The 18,110-nt window shown below is 40.9% G+C and carries 22 protein-coding genes; 12 read left to right on the forward strand and 10 right to left on the reverse strand.

The annotated features are described in order from the left end of the window. Positions 1–123: 123 nt before the first annotated feature. The 5 genes from adhP (at position 124) to petD (ending at position 4,208) form a co-directional block, all read left to right on the forward strand. Positions 124–1,149 carry an alcohol dehydrogenase AdhP gene (gene adhP / locus FRE64_RS09590; RefSeq protein ID WP_146295863.1) on the forward strand — a complete coding sequence of 342 codons (1,026 nt, stop codon included), beginning with the start codon at positions 124–126 and terminating at the stop codon, positions 1,147–1,149. Positions 1,150–1,288: 139 nt separating this feature from the next. Continuing rightward, a complete protein-coding gene (locus tag FRE64_RS09595; RefSeq protein WP_146295864.1) occupies positions 1,289–1,816 on the forward strand; it encodes a c-type cytochrome in 528 nt (175 codons plus the stop codon). A gap of 83 nt (positions 1,817–1,899) precedes the next feature. Beyond that, the gene (locus FRE64_RS09600; RefSeq protein ID WP_146295865.1) at positions 1,900–2,481 is read left to right on the forward strand and encodes a Crp/Fnr family transcriptional regulator; all 582 of its coding nucleotides are present in this window, start codon (positions 1,900–1,902) and stop codon (positions 2,479–2,481) included. 521 nt (positions 2,482–3,002) lie between these two features. After that, the gene (gene petB, locus FRE64_RS09605) at positions 3,003–3,671 is read left to right on the forward strand and encodes a cytochrome b6 (protein ID WP_146295866.1); all 669 of its coding nucleotides are present in this window, start codon (positions 3,003–3,005) and stop codon (positions 3,669–3,671) included. Positions 3,672–3,725: 54 nt separating this feature from the next. Further along, positions 3,726–4,208 (forward strand): cytochrome b6-f complex subunit IV, encoded by a 483-nt coding sequence (gene petD / locus FRE64_RS09610; RefSeq protein ID WP_146295867.1) that lies wholly within the window; start codon positions 3,726–3,728, stop codon positions 4,206–4,208. Between the two features lie 174 nt (positions 4,209–4,382). Here petD and chrA read toward each other — a convergent pair whose 3' ends face one another. The 3 genes from chrA to FRE64_RS09625 form a co-directional block, all read right to left on the reverse strand. Continuing rightward, a complete protein-coding gene (gene chrA, locus FRE64_RS09615) occupies positions 4,383–5,534 on the reverse strand; it encodes a chromate efflux transporter (RefSeq protein WP_146295868.1) in 1,152 nt (383 codons plus the stop codon). 47 nt (positions 5,535–5,581) lie between these two features. Further along, positions 5,582–6,871: an RNA-guided endonuclease InsQ/TnpB family protein gene (locus FRE64_RS09620; protein ID WP_246140282.1), complete on the reverse strand. Its 1,290-nt coding sequence runs from the start codon at positions 6,869–6,871 to the stop codon at positions 5,582–5,584. Between the two features lie 283 nt (positions 6,872–7,154). Further along, positions 7,155–8,057: a Sll0314/Alr1548 family TPR repeat-containing protein gene (locus FRE64_RS09625; RefSeq protein WP_146295869.1), complete on the reverse strand. Its 903-nt coding sequence runs from the start codon at positions 8,055–8,057 to the stop codon at positions 7,155–7,157. 313 nt (positions 8,058–8,370) lie between these two features. Between FRE64_RS09625 and FRE64_RS09630 the strand changes: the two genes are divergently transcribed. Both FRE64_RS09630 and map read left to right on the forward strand, forming a co-directional pair. Further along, complete coding sequence (locus FRE64_RS09630) at positions 8,371–9,003, forward strand: ABC transporter ATP-binding protein (protein ID WP_146295870.1); 633 nt, start codon at positions 8,371–8,373, stop codon at positions 9,001–9,003. Between the two features lie 125 nt (positions 9,004–9,128). After that, positions 9,129–9,896, forward strand: a complete 768-nt coding sequence (map, locus tag FRE64_RS09635; RefSeq protein WP_146295871.1) for a type I methionyl aminopeptidase — start codon at positions 9,129–9,131, stop codon at positions 9,894–9,896. On the opposite strand, the gene fmt is transcribed toward map, so the two are convergent. Then, positions 9,882–10,883, reverse strand: coding sequence for a methionyl-tRNA formyltransferase (gene fmt, locus FRE64_RS09640; protein ID WP_146295872.1), 1,002 nt, complete (start codon positions 10,881–10,883; stop codon positions 9,882–9,884). The two genes, map and fmt, sit on opposite strands and share 15 nt — an antisense overlap. Before the next feature lie 101 nt (positions 10,884–10,984). Between fmt and FRE64_RS09645 the strand changes: the two genes are divergently transcribed. Both FRE64_RS09645 and FRE64_RS09650 read left to right on the forward strand, forming a co-directional pair. Further along, positions 10,985–11,266 (forward strand): type II toxin-antitoxin system RelE/ParE family toxin, encoded by a 282-nt coding sequence (locus tag FRE64_RS09645; RefSeq protein WP_146295873.1) that lies wholly within the window; start codon positions 10,985–10,987, stop codon positions 11,264–11,266. A gap of 9 nt (positions 11,267–11,275) precedes the next feature. Beyond that, on the forward strand, positions 11,276–11,590 hold the full coding sequence (locus FRE64_RS09650) for a HigA family addiction module antitoxin (protein WP_146295874.1): 315 nt from the start codon (positions 11,276–11,278) through the stop codon (positions 11,588–11,590). 96 nt (positions 11,591–11,686) lie between these two features. On the opposite strand, the gene FRE64_RS09655 is transcribed toward FRE64_RS09650, so the two are convergent. The 3 genes from FRE64_RS09655 to FRE64_RS09665 are packed head-to-tail and all read right to left on the reverse strand — an operon-like array spanning position 11,687 to position 13,044. Beyond that, a complete protein-coding gene (locus tag FRE64_RS09655; protein ID WP_146295875.1) occupies positions 11,687–12,040 on the reverse strand; it encodes a carbon dioxide-concentrating mechanism protein CcmK in 354 nt (117 codons plus the stop codon). 52 nt (positions 12,041–12,092) lie between these two features. Continuing rightward, complete coding sequence (locus tag FRE64_RS09660; protein WP_146295876.1) at positions 12,093–12,404, reverse strand: BMC domain-containing protein; 312 nt, start codon at positions 12,402–12,404, stop codon at positions 12,093–12,095. 52 nt (positions 12,405–12,456) lie between these two features. Next, positions 12,457–13,044, reverse strand: coding sequence for a helix-turn-helix domain-containing protein (locus FRE64_RS09665; protein WP_222597804.1), 588 nt, complete (start codon positions 13,042–13,044; stop codon positions 12,457–12,459). 8 nt (positions 13,045–13,052) lie between these two features. On the opposite strand from FRE64_RS09665, the gene FRE64_RS09670 reads away from it, so the two are divergent. From FRE64_RS09670 to FRE64_RS09680, 3 genes are all read left to right on the forward strand, one after another. Beyond that, on the forward strand, positions 13,053–13,232 hold the full coding sequence (locus tag FRE64_RS09670) for a hypothetical protein (protein WP_146295877.1): 180 nt from the start codon (positions 13,053–13,055) through the stop codon (positions 13,230–13,232). Between the two features lie 178 nt (positions 13,233–13,410). Next, the gene (locus tag FRE64_RS09675) at positions 13,411–13,593 is read left to right on the forward strand and encodes an NblA/ycf18 family protein (RefSeq protein WP_146295878.1); all 183 of its coding nucleotides are present in this window, start codon (positions 13,411–13,413) and stop codon (positions 13,591–13,593) included. Between the two features lie 199 nt (positions 13,594–13,792). Further along, complete coding sequence (locus FRE64_RS09680; RefSeq protein WP_146295879.1) at positions 13,793–14,674, forward strand: universal stress protein; 882 nt, start codon at positions 13,793–13,795, stop codon at positions 14,672–14,674. A 3-nt stretch (positions 14,675–14,677) separates the two neighbouring features. Here FRE64_RS09680 and FRE64_RS09685 read toward each other — a convergent pair whose 3' ends face one another. From FRE64_RS09685 to FRE64_RS09695, 3 genes are all read right to left on the reverse strand, one after another. Further along, a complete protein-coding gene (locus tag FRE64_RS09685; protein ID WP_146295880.1) occupies positions 14,678–15,940 on the reverse strand; it encodes a DHH family phosphoesterase in 1,263 nt (420 codons plus the stop codon). Positions 15,941–16,083: 143 nt separating this feature from the next. Further along, a complete protein-coding gene (locus FRE64_RS09690; protein WP_146295881.1) occupies positions 16,084–16,584 on the reverse strand; it encodes an HNH endonuclease in 501 nt (166 codons plus the stop codon). Between the two features lie 189 nt (positions 16,585–16,773). Next, entirely contained in the window at positions 16,774–18,018 is a 1,245-nt protein-coding gene (locus FRE64_RS09695; RefSeq protein ID WP_146297330.1) for an RNA-guided endonuclease InsQ/TnpB family protein, read from the reverse strand. Positions 18,019–18,110: the final 92 nt, after the last annotated feature.

Consider the following 18,110-nt stretch of genomic DNA (forward strand, 5'->3'; position numbering starts at 1 on the left):
CTTGTTACCTTCACTTCTCCCATAGGTCAAAGAGTCAATACTTATGCAGGGATATTGAATCTTGATTTCATAAACATTTGCTCATACGATCAGACATTAAAAGTCGGTCTTAGGAGAAGCGTTATGGGTAATACGATGAAAGCCGCCCTAGTCGAAGAATTTGGCAAACCCCTCCAACTAAAGGAAGTAGAGATTCCTAAACCAGAGGCTGGGCAAGCTCTTGTGAAACTTGAGGTGAGCGGAGTTTGTCATACCGATGTTCATGCTGCTGATGGAGATTGGCCCATTAAACCCAATCTTCCCTTTATTCCTGGACATGAAGGGGTTGGTCATGTTGTAGAAGTAGGCCCAAACGTAACTCATTTAAAAGAAGGAGATCATGTGGGAATCCCTTGGTTACATACCTCTTGTTCTTATTGCGAGTATTGTGTCAGTGGGCGAGAAAATTTATGTCTCTCTCAAGAAAATACAGGGTATAGTGTCAATGGAACATTTGCCGAGTATGTTCTAGCCGATGCCGATCATGCCACTAAAATCCCGCAACCTCTAGACTCAGCACAAGCTGCTCCAATTCTATGTGCAGGGGTTACTACCTATCGGGGACTGAAAGAAACCAATACCAAACCCGGAGATTGGGTTGTTATTTCTGGCATTGGCGGACTTGGTCATTTAGGAGTGCAATATGCCAAAGCGATGGGGCTTCATGTTATTGCCTTATCTCGTACCCCAGAGAAGTTAGAATTAGCGAGACAATTGGGGGCTGAAGAAACAATTAATGTCACTGAAACTGACCCCGGTCAAGCAGTTCAAGACAAAATTGGTGGCGCTCATGGGGCATTGGTAACTGCGGTTTCAACACAGGCTTTTCAACAAGCTGTGAGTACTCTTCGGCGAGGTGGAACTCTTTCTATGGTGGGATTACCGCCCGGTGAATTTCCCCTTTCTATTTTTGAGATGATTTTAAAGGGAATTGATATTCGCGGTTCTATTGTCGGAACTCGTACTGATTTACGTGAGGCTTTACAATTTGGAGCGGAAGGAAAAGTTAAAGCTCAAATCGAGACGCAACCTTTAGATCATGTCAATACAATTATGGAACGTCTGAAAAATGGAGATGTTAATGGACGGGTGGTATTAAGTATTACCTAGAGCATGACTAGCCATAAAAAAAATTCATACAACTTTTAAGAAGAGTGAATGGTTTTGGTGAGGGGTGATTGTCTTCTATTATAAGTTGCATTAATGCTTTGCTTGTAATAGAATGATAATCGTTTTATAAATAAGGAACATGACCCGCTTATTTAAGATTAGTTTAATTTTCCTCCTGACGATCGCTGTAATTATCCCGATTAGTAGTTGCGAGCTAGACCAACAAACTCAAGACATCACTCCCATTTCTGAACTATCTCCTCCTGAAAATGAAGCAGTAGCCGAGGAAATCATTAACTATCGTCGTGAACAAATGCAAGGGTTATCCGCTCATTACCGCTCTTTAGAAGCAATTATTGATGAAAATGCTCCTTTTTCCGATCAAGCTCTGATTCATGTTGAAAGTCTGATGGCAATTAACCAATTTCTTACCCAAGGGTTTCCGCCAGAAACAGCCATGGAGGAAGGAGAATGGGGAGCAAAGCCTTTAATTTGGGATGAACCAGACGAGTTCACTGCAATTGTAGTTGCCTTTCAGGATCGCCTAGCGTCTCTAAAATCAGCAATTACTGAACAGGCTTCTCAAGAAGAAGTTTCTGAGGCTTTAAATCAAGCTCGTCAGCAATGTTTGGACTGTCATCAAGTTTATCGTGTGCGACAACCATAAATTTCACTGACTCTTCATTTGCCATGATTACAATAACGAGAAATAAAGCGCGATCGCGACAGTAATCACTTAAAGCAAGGCTTATGTCCAATTCTAACCTGCAGCTATCCACGATTGACCGTTTTGCCGTTCATACTTTTAGCCGACGAGACAAAATTCCCTGCAACCCAAATATTTTGTGGAAAATCGAAGAGGGGGCGGTTCGTAGTTTTGCCCTCTCTGAAAATCGCAGTATAATTCCTTTAGGCTTTTGGGGAAAACGAGATGTTATAGGACAACCTCTGACTTATGTACAACCATGTTACCTAGAATGTTTAACTGAAACAAAAGTAATGAGCATAGAATCTAATCAATATTGGGAAATTGAACCAATTATGCTTGCTCATATTCAACAAATGCAGGAACTGTTACGAATTAGACATGGGCAAATTCGTCGTCGCTTAGAATGTTTTCTCAACTGGTTGGGCTATAAATTCGGTTGTCTTTATGACCAGAAAGTGATCATTGAGCTAAGATTAACCCATCGAGAAATAGCAGAAGCTATTGGAACGACTCGCGTAACTGCAACACGAGTATTGCAAGAATTGGAAGAGGAATCCTTAATTAGCTATTCTCCTCATAACTACTTAGTGCTACATCGCTTTTCCCCTTTTCGCTGTCATTAATCAAAGAGAAACAAAATCCTTAGCTTTTGCACAAAGTTGCTGTTCGATTCTTTCCCATTCTGCTGCTAAGGTATCTTGACTGGGTGAATTTCCCGCACGTCAGTACCAGTAATTTGCATTTCCGATATCCCGTTCTTCACGCTTGCTCTCGGGAATTTTGCACAATTTGGTGGGCTTGATTCCAGTTGCCTTGTTAATCAATCCATAATCCTTCTAATGCTGGAAAATGGGCAAGGTTGCCCTTGCGCGATCGCGCTTTTAATAGCTTGTAAGTTCATTCTAACTCACCTCCTGTATCAGGGCACTACAAAGCCATTAGAAGTGCAAGTTTATAGGTGTAGCCAGCCAAAATATTAGTATCTATGTTAAAGTTCATGTAGGAAAAAGTAATAATTCCACTCATAACCCTCCCTAAAAATCCTCTTCCCTGAGTGGGAACTCACGGCAGAAGGGGATTATGATTGTCAAAATTGTCAAGGGAACGCAAAATAATACGCTTTTAGTCTAGGAACTCTGGCTTCATGTTCACAAAACAAGTAACGGATTCTAAAATTTATCAATGGTTTGACGAGCGTCTGGAAGTTCAGGCGATCTCAGATGACATTGCTAGTAAATACGTTCCGCCTCACGTTAACATCTTTTACTGTCTCGGTGGAATTACACTCACCTGCTTTTTAATTCAGTTTGCAACGGGCTTTGCAATGACCTTTTATTATAAGCCCACGGTCACCGAAGCCTTTTCTTCTGTCCAATATCTAATGACTGAGGTCAACTTTGGTTGGCTTATTCGCTCAATCCATCGCTGGTCAGCCAGCATGATGGTATTAATGATGATTCTTCATACTTTCCGAGTTTATCTCACTGGTGGCTTCAAAAAGCCTCGGGAATTAACTTGGATTACTGGAGTTGTCTTAGCCGTAATTACTGTTTCCTTTGGTGTAACCGGCTATTCTCTCCCTTGGGATCAAATTGGTTATTGGGCAGTGAAAATTGTTTCTGGTGTCCCCGAAGCTATTCCTGGGGTTGGTCCTTTAATTGTTGAATTGATCCGCGGTGGTGCAAGTGTGGGACAAGGAACACTCACCCGTTACTATAGTTTGCATACCTTCGTTTTACCCTGGTTGATTGCAGTGTTTATGCTACTGCACTTTATCATGATTCGGAAACAAGGTATTTCGGGTCCTTTATAAACCAAACCTCATCAGAAGCTGTCTTTAACACTGTCAAGAGGAGAACAAGAAATAATGTCCACCTTAAAAAAACCTGATTTAAGTGATCCCAAACTGCGGGCAAAATTAGCCGAAGGAATGGGTCATAACTACTATGGCGAACCTGCTTGGCCCAATGACCTACTTTATACATTTCCTATTGTTATTTTAGGCACAATTGGCTTGTGTGTAGGGCTAGCAGTTCTTGACCCTGCAATGATTGGCGAACCTGCTGATCCGTTTGCTACGCCGTTAGAAATTCTTCCTGAATGGTATCTTTACCCTGTTTTCCAAATTTTACGGATTGTTCCCAACAAACTGTTAGGAATTGCCGCGATGGGTGCGATTCCTTTAGGGTTAATCCTGGTTCCGTTCATTGAAAATGTCAATAAGTTCCAAAACCCTTTCCGTCGTCCTGTCGCAACTGCAGTATTCTTATTCGGTACAGTTGTGACTCTCTGGTTAGGTATTGGTGCAACTTATCCATTAGATGAATCTCTAACTTTAGGCTTGTTCTAAAATTAAGTTTCTTGCTTAATTAGATTTAATATCCTCCCTTTTTTGGGGGGATTTTTTTTAAGAAAAAGGAGATATAGTCGTTCCAATTCAGTTCCGTAGTGCAGCCATCTTGGCTGCTACTAGGGAGCAAGATGCTCCCACTACTTTTAAGTTGCTGTTTTTTATTTGGAATGACTATAATATTAATCCCAACATTGCCCCGCCTAAGACAAGCCATAACGCACCAATTTGAAAGCAAAACTGCGCGATCGCGCTGACAGCAAAAATTAACATTGCGATATAGTCTAAAGGTTCTAAAAATAAGGTTTGGGCAAGTTGTAGAGTAACAATAGCCATTAACGCGACGGCACTAACATTAATCGCATCTAAAAAGGCACTACTCCATTTAGATTTTCGTAATTTAGGGATAATGGGATTGAGAAGTCCCACTAATACAAAAGAAAGGAAAAAGATAGAAATTGTTGAAACAATTGCCCCCGAAATACCAGCAACAAGATAACCAATAAAAGTCGAAGTGGTTAACACAGGGCCTGGGGTAAATTGCCCGATCGCGATCGCGTCTAATAACTCACCTTGGGTTAGCCAGCCATATTGATTCACTAACTCTCGTTCAATAAAAGCAATTAACACATAACCACTACCAAACAAAATACAACTCACCTTAAAGAAAAAAAAGCCTAGATTCCAAAGAGTTGGTTGTCTAGTTGTCTCTGTAGCAGTGGCAGTCGGTAGCAGACTTGCCATGGTTATTCCAGCAATTAATCCCTCAATTCGGTTTTTGGCTAAATAATCCCGTAATCTTAGTAGTAACATTCCCCCAATTCCCCCAAGGAGTAACGCCACTACTTCATCTATTCCCAGTAGTAATAAAATGGCAACAGCGACACCAATAAGAAAAATTTGATAGCTTTTAACTGCCTTTTTTCCCAGTTTCCATAACGCGCCGAGAATCACAGCTAACACGGCAGGTTTAATCCCGTAAAATAGGGGTTCAATTTGTGGCAAATCTCCAAACGAAACATAAATCCAAGCCAATATTCCTGTAATGAGGGCTGCTGGCATTAAAAAGGCAACCCCTGATAAAATTAACCCGAATAGCCCCCCATGAATATAGCCGACATGAATCACCATTTGCGTAGAATTAGGGCCAGGAACTAAATTCGTCGCCCCCATTAAATCGAGAAAGCGCGATCGATTTAGCCACCCTCGCCGTGTCACTACTTCTTCCTCTAGCATGGCAATATGGGCAGCAGGTCCTCCAAAACCAATCACGCCTAATTTGAGAAAAAGTTGGGTAATATCTTTTAAGCGTTGTCTTGGAGTCATTGACCTAGATTAAATGAATCATAGCTGATCAAACTATAATCGGTGAATTACCCACAACCAATTCCTACGGAATGTGGTTGGACGGGGCGTATAAACATCTGAGGAAACCTCAGATGACAGCCCCTCAGCTTCTCAGGAGCACCAGCTTGCGCTTCGGTTCGTGACTGAGCTTTACTACTGACGGAAATCCCTGCCGCCAAATTTCTTATATTTATGGCTGCGTTTTGATCTCGATCTATAGAAAGACCACAATGAGGACAATTATGGATTCTTTCTGATAGCTTCTTCGGAACTTTCTTGCCACAGCCTGAGCAATTTTGTGATGTATTTTTGGGATTAACTTCTACCGTTAACTGCCCAGCATTCTCGGCTTTGACAGCTAACCTGCTTAGAAATGTCCCCCAACCAGCATCATAGATGGATTTGGCTAGTTTGGTTTTGGCAAGTCCCTTAATGTTGAGTTTTTCATGGGCAATTACATCTCCTTTGCTGAGAATTGATTTAATGGTGTTAAAGTGAAAATCTTTTCTCTGTCTAGCAACCTTCTGATGGTGTTTTCCTAGTTGCTTGACTGCTTTTTGATAGCGTTTACTTCCTTTCTGACGACGAGAAACCTTCTGCTGTAGCTTTTTGAGTCTATCTTGTCCTTTTCGATAAAACTGAGGAATTTCTACTTTTTCACCTTCAGAACTCACCAAAAAGTCCTTCAATCCCAGATCAATTCCCAACGTATTTTCTGAGGTGGGAACAATGTCAATGGTTGACTCTGGAACTGAGATATCTTCTAGAGAAAGCGTTAAGTAGTAACCATCAGCTTTCCTTGTTACCTGAGCGGTTTTAATCTTGAACCCATCGGGTAGAGGACGATGTTTAATCAACCGAATTGTCTTAAACTTAGGTAAGGTGATGTAATCACCTTGAACGCAATCAGGTTTGACTTGTGGAAAAAGAATTGTTCGATAACGTCCTTTTCCCTTAAATCTTGGCTTACCTGATTTCTTCCCATTCTTATCCCCTCTAAGCCAACGCTGAAAAGCTAAGTCAACTCTTTTTACACAATCTTGAAGGACTTGTGACTGAACCTCTTTGTACCAAGGTCTATCCTTTTTCAGTTGAGTTAGCCTTTGTTTTTGCGAAAAATAAGTGGGACGGTCAGATAACTCTGGGAGATGACAGATTAAAAGGCATGAGTTAACAGCCGTGCGATGAGTTTCCCACCAATCAAACCTTTGACCTAACAAGTAATTATATTGACACCTTAATAATTCTAGCCATTTCTCAATTTTGGCTATTTGGTCTTTGTCAGGTTTGAGGCGATATTGATAGGAAACTCGCATTGCTTTCATCAATTAACCCGTATTACCTTTAATATAATACATAACTTTCACATTGACATTAATTAATGAAACAAATAACCATAAGATGTACTGAGGAAGAATATCAGCAACTTCTCTCTTACTGTAAACATAAGGGTAGAAGCCACGCACGAAGTAATAAGAGAACAGATCAGAAAGTTATCAATTTCAGGGGTGTTGAACCTCCTCGATTGATAGCGATTCATCCCCACCCAAATCAAAGATTGTGGATGGGGGATTCTCGCTTATTATGCTAAACAAGTTGCTAACGTTGCGCGGTTTGGTACTCCTCTAAAAGTTCTTGGGCAAGCCGGCGTTCTCTTTCAAAAGGACCACTTACAGATTCGGGAAGCTGATCCGATCGCGCGATCGCTTCATCAAAGTGTTTCACTGCTTTTTGTAATAAGTCAGTATCTTTGGCTTCCTGTCCTCGATGATACAGAATTTGTCCCTTAAGATAATGAATTTCAGGATTATCAGGCGTGGCGCTAATGGCTTTTTTTACTGCATCATGGGCTCGATCATATCTTTCTAAGTCCCGATAAGCAACTGCTAATCCGCGATCTACTAAATAACTAGGAGCGGCGTTATTCTGAAACTGCGCGATCGCGCTATCAATGTTGATAAAGGGCAAATTAACTGCCAGCATTAAATCCATATACCCTTTCACCAAATTCAACTCAGGGTCACTAGAATCATGTCTTTCTGCTGCATCTAAATGGTGAAATACTTGTTGGACTTTCCGCATAACTTGAAAAGGACCTCGGACTTGATACAGATAACTCCCCTCTAAAAAATGACCAACCGCTAAATATAATTCCCTACGTAGGGGATCATCATCGCCAATTCTTTGCGCTGCTGCTGTTGTTTGATCCGCTGCTCTTTTCACCTCTTCCCACTCTTCATTCGTATAAGCCAGAGAAGCCATTAAAGCATAAGCTAGGGGATCAGCATCATTTCCAACTTGTCCCAATATGGTTCTAGCTTCGTTATAGTTACCATCTTTAAACATGGCTTCAAACGCAGCTTCTGTGTTATCGCTAATAGAACGGGGGTTACTCGTCCGAAAGGGATCCCCGGCAAACGCTGGGTTAATATTGATGACAAGAAGCAAGCCAGCAACGGTAGCAACACTACCCTTTTTAACATGAGACAGTAAACTTTTCATGGTTATAAAAATCCATCATTAAAGTGACATACTCCCCAACCAATCTTTCGATGTGGTTGGGGCTTCTCACCAACTCCACCTATCGGTTCGGATACTCGATGAGCTTTATTTTACTTCTCCCGGATGCCCCTCGGTTGAAGGTTTCTCAGAAATTAATTCTGTATCAATTAGTAGGTGGCGATTAGCTCTTGAATATAAGGCCTACTTGATTTATCTTACTACAACTGGGCTGATTCATCTACCGACTAAATTAAAATTGTAGTCGTAGGATTCTCAGCCCTTCTGCTAAAACAAGTAATGGTCAATTAACCCTATGTTACAACTAAACCAAATTAGTTATCACCCTGCAGCAACGCCACAGCCAATTTTAAGAGATATTAACCTGAAACTTCCGCCGCAACAACTAGGATTAATTATTGGCCCCAGTGGGTCTGGAAAAAGTACCCTCCTTGAAATTTTATCTGGTTTAGCCGAACACACTTCAGGGGAAATTTACTGGGGCAACCAAAGTCTAATATCCTATAATTTACAAGAAATTGCAGGCTTAGTGTTCCAGTTTCCAGAACGTCATTTTTGCGGTAATACAATTCTAGAAGAATTACGCTTTGGTCATCCTGAATTGAGTATGAACCAAGTTAAGGATGCGTTAGCAGAAGTGGGATTAGATCATCTCTCTTTTAGCACCTCTCCTAATGCCCTTAGCGGTGGGCAACAAAGGCGATTAGCCTTAGCGGTTCAATTAATCCGTAGCCCCAATATTCTGATGTTAGACGAACCCACAGCTGGTTTAGATTGGTCCATGCGCGGTCAACTTGCGAAGTTATTAGTCAAACTGAAGGAACATTGGACATTATTAGTGGTCACTCACGATGCCAAAGAATTAACCCCTGTTGCTGATAACTGTTGGCATATTCAAAATGGGCAACTATCCGAGGTTGAAATGTGATATTTAGTCATTAGTTATTGGTCATTAGTCATTAGTCATTAGTCATTGGTCATTGGTTTACAAACAACGAAGGACAAATAACATTATTTGATACCATAGAAAAGGCTCAGTTACCGTTAGGACGCATGGGAAGCGAAAGGATTACTCTTTTATCGAGTCGAGAAATCGACAAAATGCGCGAAGCAGGTCGTTTAGCGGCTGCCCTTTTAGATCACTTAGAACCTCTTGTTAAACCGGGAGTTAGTACCCTAGAACTGAACGATGAAGCAGAACGTTGGACACAAGCCCATGGGGCAACCAGTGCGCCTTTAGGCTATCATGGCTTTCCCAAGTCTATTTGTACCAGTGTCAATGAAGTAATTTGTCATGGTATCCCCAATGAAAAGCAAATTCTCAAAGATGGGGATATTATTAACATTGATGTTACCCCAATTTTAGATGGCTATCATGGGGATACTTCGCGGATGTTTATGGTGGGAACGCCCCCTCCCAATGCACAAAAGCTGGTTGAAACGACCAAAGAATGTTTAATGCGGGGAATTAAGGCAGTTGAACCAGGGGGAAGAATTGGTGATATTGGGGCAGCGATTCAAGAATATGCTGAAGCCCAAGGCTTTTCTGTCGTTAGAGATTTTGTGGGACATGGCATTAACCGTGTCTTTCACACTGCGCCACAGGTTTTCCATTATGGCACGCGAGGAAAAGGAAAACGGATTCGCCCTGGAATGGTCTTTACAATTGAGCCCATGATTAATGAGGGAACTCACGAAGCAAAAATGTTACCTGATAAATGGACAGCGGTTACTAAAGATGGCAAACTTTCGGCACAATTTGAACATACCATTGCGGTAACTAAAGAGGGAGTAGAAATTTTAACCTTACCCGAAAGATAGTTTTTCTCCCACAGTTAAGCGCATTCCATTAACAAAATCCCAACCTGACTGGGGGCGTTTACCAGAACGTTGTACTTGTGAGAGTAACAGGAAACCTTCTCCAGTTTGTACAACAGCCCCCCATTTTTTTATTACTGCGACAATTTCTCCTGCTTCTCCTGTTTGGAGGGTGAGATTGTCCCATTTTTCTTGTAAGGACTTATAATCAGGGGGAAGTTCTGACCAGTAAGGTTCACCTAGGGGAATGGTGGCAAGAATTTTTAACGGTTCACCGCGTAAAGAGGTAGTACAAGAAGGATAAAAGCCTCGAATTTGATTATGGAGCGCGATCGCGCTTTTTGACCAATCTAACTCATAATCCTGCTTGCCAATTAAGGGCGCATAAGTGGCTTCTGCCTCATTTTGGGGAGTTGCTTCAATATTTCCCTGATCCCATTGCCAAAGGGTTGTAACTAATAACTCTCCCCCAATATTAGCTAATCTTTCCCCGACTGTTTCTGCATTATCCAACAGAGACACAGGCGTTGAGGCAGTTAATAACATCGCGCCCGTATCCATCCCCGTATCCATCAACATCGTTGTCACCCCCACTTCAGCTTCTCCGTTATATAAACTCCACTGAATGGGGGCAGCCCCACGATATTGGGGTAAAATTGAGCCATGAACATTAATACAACCAAGACGAGGCATTTCTAAAATTTCTGCTGAGAGAATTTGCCCATAGGCTGTTACCACAAACGCATCAGCCTCCATTTCTCGTAGTTGCTGTAAGGTGGCTTGATCTTTCTTGACTCGCTTCGGTTGTAAAACAGGAATGTTATTGCTAGTTGCCATTTCCTTAACAGGAGAAGGAATCAATTTTTTCCCTCTCCCTTTTGGTTTATCTGGCTGAGTTACCACAGCTAAAACCTCAATTTCTGAGTCTTGAATTAAGGCTTCAAGGGTGGGAATCGCAAAATTAGGTGTGCCAAAAAAAACAACTTTCATGTCGATTTCACTTATGTTATTGCCATTACAAATCTATTAAATAACCAGAGAAATTTATAGTTTAAGTATTATATAATAGTCTTTAATTATGAGTAGAAAAAGTGATCCGAAACTTTAAGGATAAAGAAACAGAAAAAATATTTAATCGTCGTAAGTCGCGTAAATTGCCATCCGAGATTCAACAAGTAGCCCTCCGAAAGCTAAGAATGTTGAACCGCGCAGAAACACTTCAAGACTTACGAGTTCCACCAGCAAATCGTTTAGAACGCTTAACTGGTGATCGCCAAAACCAATATAGCATCCGAGTTAATAACCAGTGGCGAATTTGCTTTAAATGGGAAGAAGGTAATGCTATAGATGTAGAAATTGTTGATTATCATTGAGGTAAGCAAATGAAAGAAGATAAATTGTATGCTGTCCATCCTGGGGAAGTTTTATTGGAAGAATTCTTAAAGCCAATGAATCTTAATCCTAGTGAAGTTGCTTTGGCGTTAAACATTCCAACTCAGCAGATGAAAGATATTGTTAATCATAAACAGGGAATAACAGCCGATGTCGCCTTGCGGTTAGCTTATTTTTTCAATATGTCACCTCGCTTTTGGCTAGGATTACAAATGGATTACGATTTAGATATAGTGGAGGATCGAATAGGAGAACAATTGAAAAAAGAAATAACGGTTCGCAGCTTCCACTCCCATGAATCATAACAAGAAAGGGCTAATTACCCCTCCTTGTGGGGATTCCTTGTGGGGATAATAAAAATCGTTGAAAAGGCAAACTAGAGAGTGCCAATGACTAATTAGCTACGATTGATTTTGAGACGAACCAATTAGCGGGCGTTCAGTTGTTTCTCGGAAACGTTCCACATTTTCACTATAAGCAATGGGTAACACACATTCCACATTTTCGTGGGGACGGGGAATAATGACCCAAGTTTCTAAAACACCGCCATAGGCTTTATCAACAGCATGAATCCCTGCATCCATAGCTGTTTTCACTTCTGAGACATCACCGCGAATAATAATCGTAAACCGCGCACTACCAGCTCGAATATATCCTACTAACGTTACTCTTCCTGTTTTGACCATGGCATCTGCTGCCGCCAAAACTCCCGGAAATCCTCTCGTTTCAAGACTACCAACCGCATCTAGAGACATTCACATCGCTCCTTAATGTTTAATTACGTTTTAAAATGATTTTAGACTAATTTTAAACTCTAAATTGTTCTACTTCGTCACTATAAGCAATGGGCATCACTGCTTCTAAATTATCAGGGGGATTGGGAATCATGTAATGAGTAAGCACTTTTCCGTTGTAGGCTTGTTTTTCCGCTGCTTCAATCCCTGCTTCCATAGAACGTTCCACTTCCGAAACTACTCCACGCACAGCCACAAAAAATTGACCCCGTTCGGCTTTATCGAAAGAAACGAGGGTAACGGAAGCTGCTTTCACCATCGCATCCGCTGCCGCTAAAACAGGCGGAAACCCATCAGTTTGTATTACTCCCACAGCAACTGGCATTTTCCTTGTCTCCTCTTCAAAATACGCTTTAGACTTATGCTTACTATTGTAGCTAATCTATGGGTTCAACTTTTGCCCGATATAAGAGCTTATTACCTTTTTGATAGCCTACATAACGCACTCGCACTGTTTCACCTGCTGTTACATTCCCTGATAACAATTGGTGCTTCTGAGGATTATAAGGCATTTCTTCCCCCACCTGTCCAATTTTGGAGACTCCCCACGATTGAATTAACTTTTCTACGGGATTAAGTAATTTTATTACTCGTTGTGCTGGTAAATCAGGATTTTGCGCGATCGCGCTTACAGCAGTGGGCCATTGTAAAAGCCATGATTCAAGGATTTCTAAACTTTCCAGTTCAAATTTTTCTCGCGATGATTGCTTCTCCCTAGATGGGGAAATACTTTCAGGGGAAAATTGTCGCACTAACTCCTCTAACGAAATTGATAAAGTCGAAGCAAGAGCAAGCAAGACCTCTAAACGCATTTGTTTAATTTTACCCCGCCTTAAGTGCAAAATTTGTTTTTCCGACACCCCTGCTTGCTGACTAAGTTGCTTAAAATTAGAAATTTTTACCTCTACCATTAATTTTTTCAATGTAGGAGTATAGTCAGAGGTATAAGAATTTAATTCACTCATCAATCACTATGAATTCTGTCTTAATTTTACTGGTCATCATCTACGGTTTAAGCCTCATTGGGTCATTTCTTGGCATTACTCTAGCCCTTCCCATAGAACAACGACAAGAGAGTTTAACGCTTTTAATTACCGTGCAAGCGGTTCTCATCGCTAGTATTTTAGGCTTTTATTTAGGGAAAAAAAGTTAAACATTGTGTTCAAATTGAACAATTTATTCTAGTTCAGGTTCGCTATATTAACCAGAAATCCACTTTGTGGAAGAAAAACTATTTCCAAAGGAAGATTGAAATAAATGTCAAGCATTCTTTATAATTGTTAACAAAGTTAACTGCTTTGCCCTAAACCTGAAAAATTGTGAGGTAAGCTATGGAACTATCTTTAGAACAAGAATTCAACCTACGTTCATTTGAGAGCCAAGTGCAACACATGAGCCGTGAACAAGCCCAAGAGTTCTTAGTCAAGCTCTATGAGCAAATGTTAACGCGAGAAAATATGTATAAGGAGTTTATTAAGCACGAATGGGGAATTGATCAAGGCTATTCTGCGTAGTCTCTACTAGACTCGTATAAAAGCTGATCGACCTCTCTCTCTTGCTTGGTCTCTAAAAGCTGAACAAGCTGGGGAAAACGGGGCGTTTCAGTTAATAGTTATTGATGGAGCAACCATTATCAGATTTCCTATGGTAAAGTTAGGGTAATTGAGCCAGATTAGCAATGAATTTTTCCAGAATTTATTCAAGCCCTTCTTTATGTTTAAGCGTTGTCTGATTTGCACTGATTTTACCGATGGTCTAGATCGTTTTGCTTCTTATGTCTCGAGTCTGAGCGCGTCAGGCTTAAATTATATTGTCTTTCTTCATAGTGTTCCTTATTGGGAAGAAGGAGAAATTCCCCACGTTGATGAAGAAAAAGTAGAAGCCGCTAAAAAAAGGTTACAAGTGGCTTTAGAGAACATTCCAGAAGGCGTAGAGGTAAAAGTAGAAGTTCCCAATGGAAAACCTAGTGATACAATTCCTCGGATTGTTCAGCAGGAAAAAATTGATGTGGTTTTAGCAGGAACACCGATTCGCAGTTTTCTACAAGAAAAAGTATTTGGTAGCACCAGTTTAACTTTAGCTCGTTCTACTTCCGCCCCGTTAATGATTTTCCGCCCTAATCATATTTCAGTTTATACCAAAGAAGAGCTAGAGTTACGATGTCAGCATTTATGGCGATCGCTGTTAATTCCCTACAATGACAGTGCAGCTGCTCAATATTTAGTGAAACAAATTAAGAAATATGTGCAACAGGATGGGACTTCAGCACTTAAAAAATGTTTCCTCTTTTGGGTGATTCAAGAAGGGGGCAGATTACCCCGAGAAACTCTCGAAGCCCGTAAACAGGAAGCAGAAAAGCGGATTACTGAAGTTCAAAAAGACTTAGAAAGTGTGGGCTTAACGGTGGAGACTCGAGTAGAAATAGGGACTCCTTTATTGGAGATTGTGAAAGGTGTCATTAATGAAGATGTAAGCGCGATCGCGGTAGGTTCAGATGATCGGGGAGGCTTACTCCAGTGGACACTTCCCAGTTTTGCTAATGAAGTTCTTCGTAGTAGCTGGTATCCCGTGTTATTTTTCTCCCAAGCGCGATAAGAATTAATCCGTATTAATCACACTATCCTCAGGATTGACAACCCGTAAGAGCTTCTGTTTAATCTGAGTATCAAACACTTCCCACTTTAACTTCGCATATTCAGAATGTTCATTAAAGCCGTATAAAAAGCCTAACGGAACTTCAAATCCCCCCGCCATATAACGTCCACCACCAAAATATCGTCCTTGGGTATCGCGACCAAAAGCCTCTTTAATAAACTCATCCGGATCAAGGGTTAACTTCGTGGTTCGTAGGGATCCAATCACCACCTCTAACTCCTCATGTTCGTTGTGGACAATCCCATAAACCACTGCGGTGTGAACATTCTCCTCTGTCACCAAAAAATCTGCCGCTTGGGGAATGGCATCGCGGTCATCGTAGCGTAAATACCCAACCCCAGCAATAGAAAAATTATTTTTCACAATGCGGTTACGTAAAGAACGCTCAATCACATCCATGACTCGCTTAGAGCGGGACATCTGAAGGACTGCATCTAGTAATTGGGCATCATAAAATCGACTCAGATAAGCGGCTGCTAAAAAATCTTCCTCTTGAGCTTGCATTAATCGATTCGTATCAGATCGCAAACCGTGCATTAAAGCTGTAGCACATTTAACGTGCTTGCTATTACTGGGATTAAATTTTAAGAGCCCCGCTTGAATGTACTGGGTTAAAATCGTTGCTGTTGCCCTAGTATGCCCTCGTACATCCATAAACTCTGCACCAACATCCCCTTGATCACTATGGTGATCAATAATAATTGTAATGGGCAGTTTTTGCTCACGAACTAAAGGCATTAATTGACTGGTTGTTCCTTGAGTATCTAGTAAAACGCAACCCTGATAAACTGATAAATCTCTTTCTTTAAGGGTTTGAATTCCCCATCGTTTGGCAGGTAATCCAGTGAGCTTAACCAGAGCAATATTTTCTTGATGGGAAAGAATCCCCGCATAGACCACATCACACTGAATTTCGTATTGTTGTGCGATCAGTTGATAAGCCCAAGCACTAGATAGAGCATCAGGATCAGGGAAGTCTTGAATAATGACTAGCTGTCTCTCTCCACGATGACGTTCTAGGGTTTTTTGGAATGCTTCTATAACCTCATCAAGGGAGGCATCAGCATCATTGGTATAACTGGATGTGGATTGAGTGACTTGTGCCGAAGAAACATGATTAGCTTCGGAAGCATTTTCTGCTCTTAAACTATTGCCATTGCCTTGGGGATAAATAGAATTGTTCTCTGTAATTAAATTAGATGACATATTACCGCCAGCAAGTTGTTGTTAATTGCTATCTTATCAAGCGCAAATTAACATGATCCGATTCTGACCAAGAGAAGTCAAACGAATTGCTGATGGTCTAATACTTATGTTACTATTAGCCAGTGCTATCTAAGGGAAAGGCTTTAAGGAATGCCAATCACATATTTGCGCCATTCTTGATTACGATTACCTTGAATATGTCTAGCCAGTTCAAAGTGGAGACTACTGTAGGGACGGCGAGGTGGACGAGCTAGGGGCATTTCTGCTTCTTTTGGGGTGCGATTCCCTTTTTTAACATTACAACGGACACAAGCTGCCACCATATTTTCCCAACTATCACCACCACCGCGAGAACGAGGAATCACATGATCAAGGGTTAGTTGCTCTCCCTTATAACCGCAATATTGGCAACGATTGCTATCTCGCTCTAAGATATTACGACGGGTTAAAGGAATTTCTTTGTAAGGGACTCGAACATAGTACCGTAAACGGATTACGGTGGGTAACGGAAAGTTGGTATAAATGAAGGTTCCGTTATATTCAAGCTGTTCAGCTTTCCCTTTGAGCAACAAAACCACCGCCCTTCGCCAGCTGGTAAGGTTGAGCGGTTCGTAAGAGGCGTTTAGCACCAAAACCTTGCTCATTAGCTCAATCTAAAATTAACTTAATATTACTGAAGATGTTAACATAACCACTTTTGAGTTGAGCAAGTTTTGCTTAAATTTAAAATGTAACAGTAATGTTAAATCTCTAACCAGATGCACCGAGTAATTGTCCGCGAATTATTCATTCTACCGTTCCAGAGTTAACCCCCTTAGCGTTAAAAACGTGAATTACCCACAACCAATCACTTCGTGATGTGGTTGGGGCTTCTCAGCAGCACCAGCTTGCGCTTCGGTTCGTAACTGAGCTTTACTACTGGCGTTCATCCCTACCGCCAAATTTCTTATATTTCTAGCTGCGTTTTGATCTCTATCCATTGATAACCCACAATGAGGACAGTTATGGATTCTTTCTGATAGCTTTTTCGGAACTTTCTTGCCACAACCTGAACAATTCTGTGATGTATTTTTGGGGTTAACTTCTATCGTTAACTGTCCAGCATTTTCGGCTTTGACAGCTAATCTACTCAGAAAATTTCCCCAACCAGCATCATAGATTGATTTGCTTAGTCTAGTTTTAGCAAGTCCCTTAATGTTGAGTTTTTCATGGGCAATGACATCTCCTTGATTAAGAATTAATTTAATAGTGTTAAAGTGGAAATCTTTTCTCTGTCTAGCAACTTTTTGATGATGTTTTCCAAGTTGCTTGACTGCTTTTTGATAGCGTTTACTTCCTTTGTGACGACGAGATACCTTCTGCTGTAGCTTTTTGAGTCTTTCTTGTCCTTTTCGATAAAACTGAGGGATTTCTACTTTTTCACCTTCAGAAGTTACCAAAAAATCTTTTAAGCCCATATCAATACCTAGCGTATTCTCTGAGGTGGGAGTTATATCTATAGTTGATTCTGGGACGTTTGTATCTTCGAGAGAAAGTGTCAAGTAATAGCCATCAGCTTTCCTAGTTATTTGTGCTGTTTTAATCTTAAAAACATCAGGAATCGGGCGGTGCTTAATGAACTTAACTGTCCCAAATTTAGGTAAATTAATCTGATTATCTTGGACACAATTAGCTTTAACTTGCGGAAAAAGTATAGTCCGATAACGTCCTTTTCCTTTGAATCTAGGTTTTCCTGATTTCTTCCCACTCTTATCCCCCCTAAGCCAACGTTGAAAAGCCAAATCAACTCTTTTAACACAGTCTTGAAGGACTTGTGACTGGATTTGGCAATACCAAGGTCTATCTTTTTTAAGCTGAGTTAGACTTTGTTTTTGAGAGAAATAGGTGGGACGGTCAGATAATTCTGGAAGATGACAGATTAAAGGACAAGAATTGACAGCCGTTCTATGAGTTTCCCACCAATCAAAGCGTTGACCTAACAGGTAGTTGTATTGACACCTTAATAATTCTAGCCATTTCTCCATCTTGGCTATTTGCTCTTTGTCAGGTTTTAGGCGATACTGATAGGAAAATCGCATTGCGGTATCTGTCTTTTCTGTGATCAATTGATTATAACATAATGCCACCATCTCGACACCACTATGAAAAAAATGACTTTAAGATGTACTGA

Origin of the sequence: Euhalothece natronophila Z-M001, from assembly GCF_007904085.1 — a bacterium.
In the GTDB taxonomy this organism is placed as follows: Bacteria; Cyanobacteriota; Cyanobacteriia; order Cyanobacteriales; family Rubidibacteraceae; genus Halothece; species Halothece natronophila.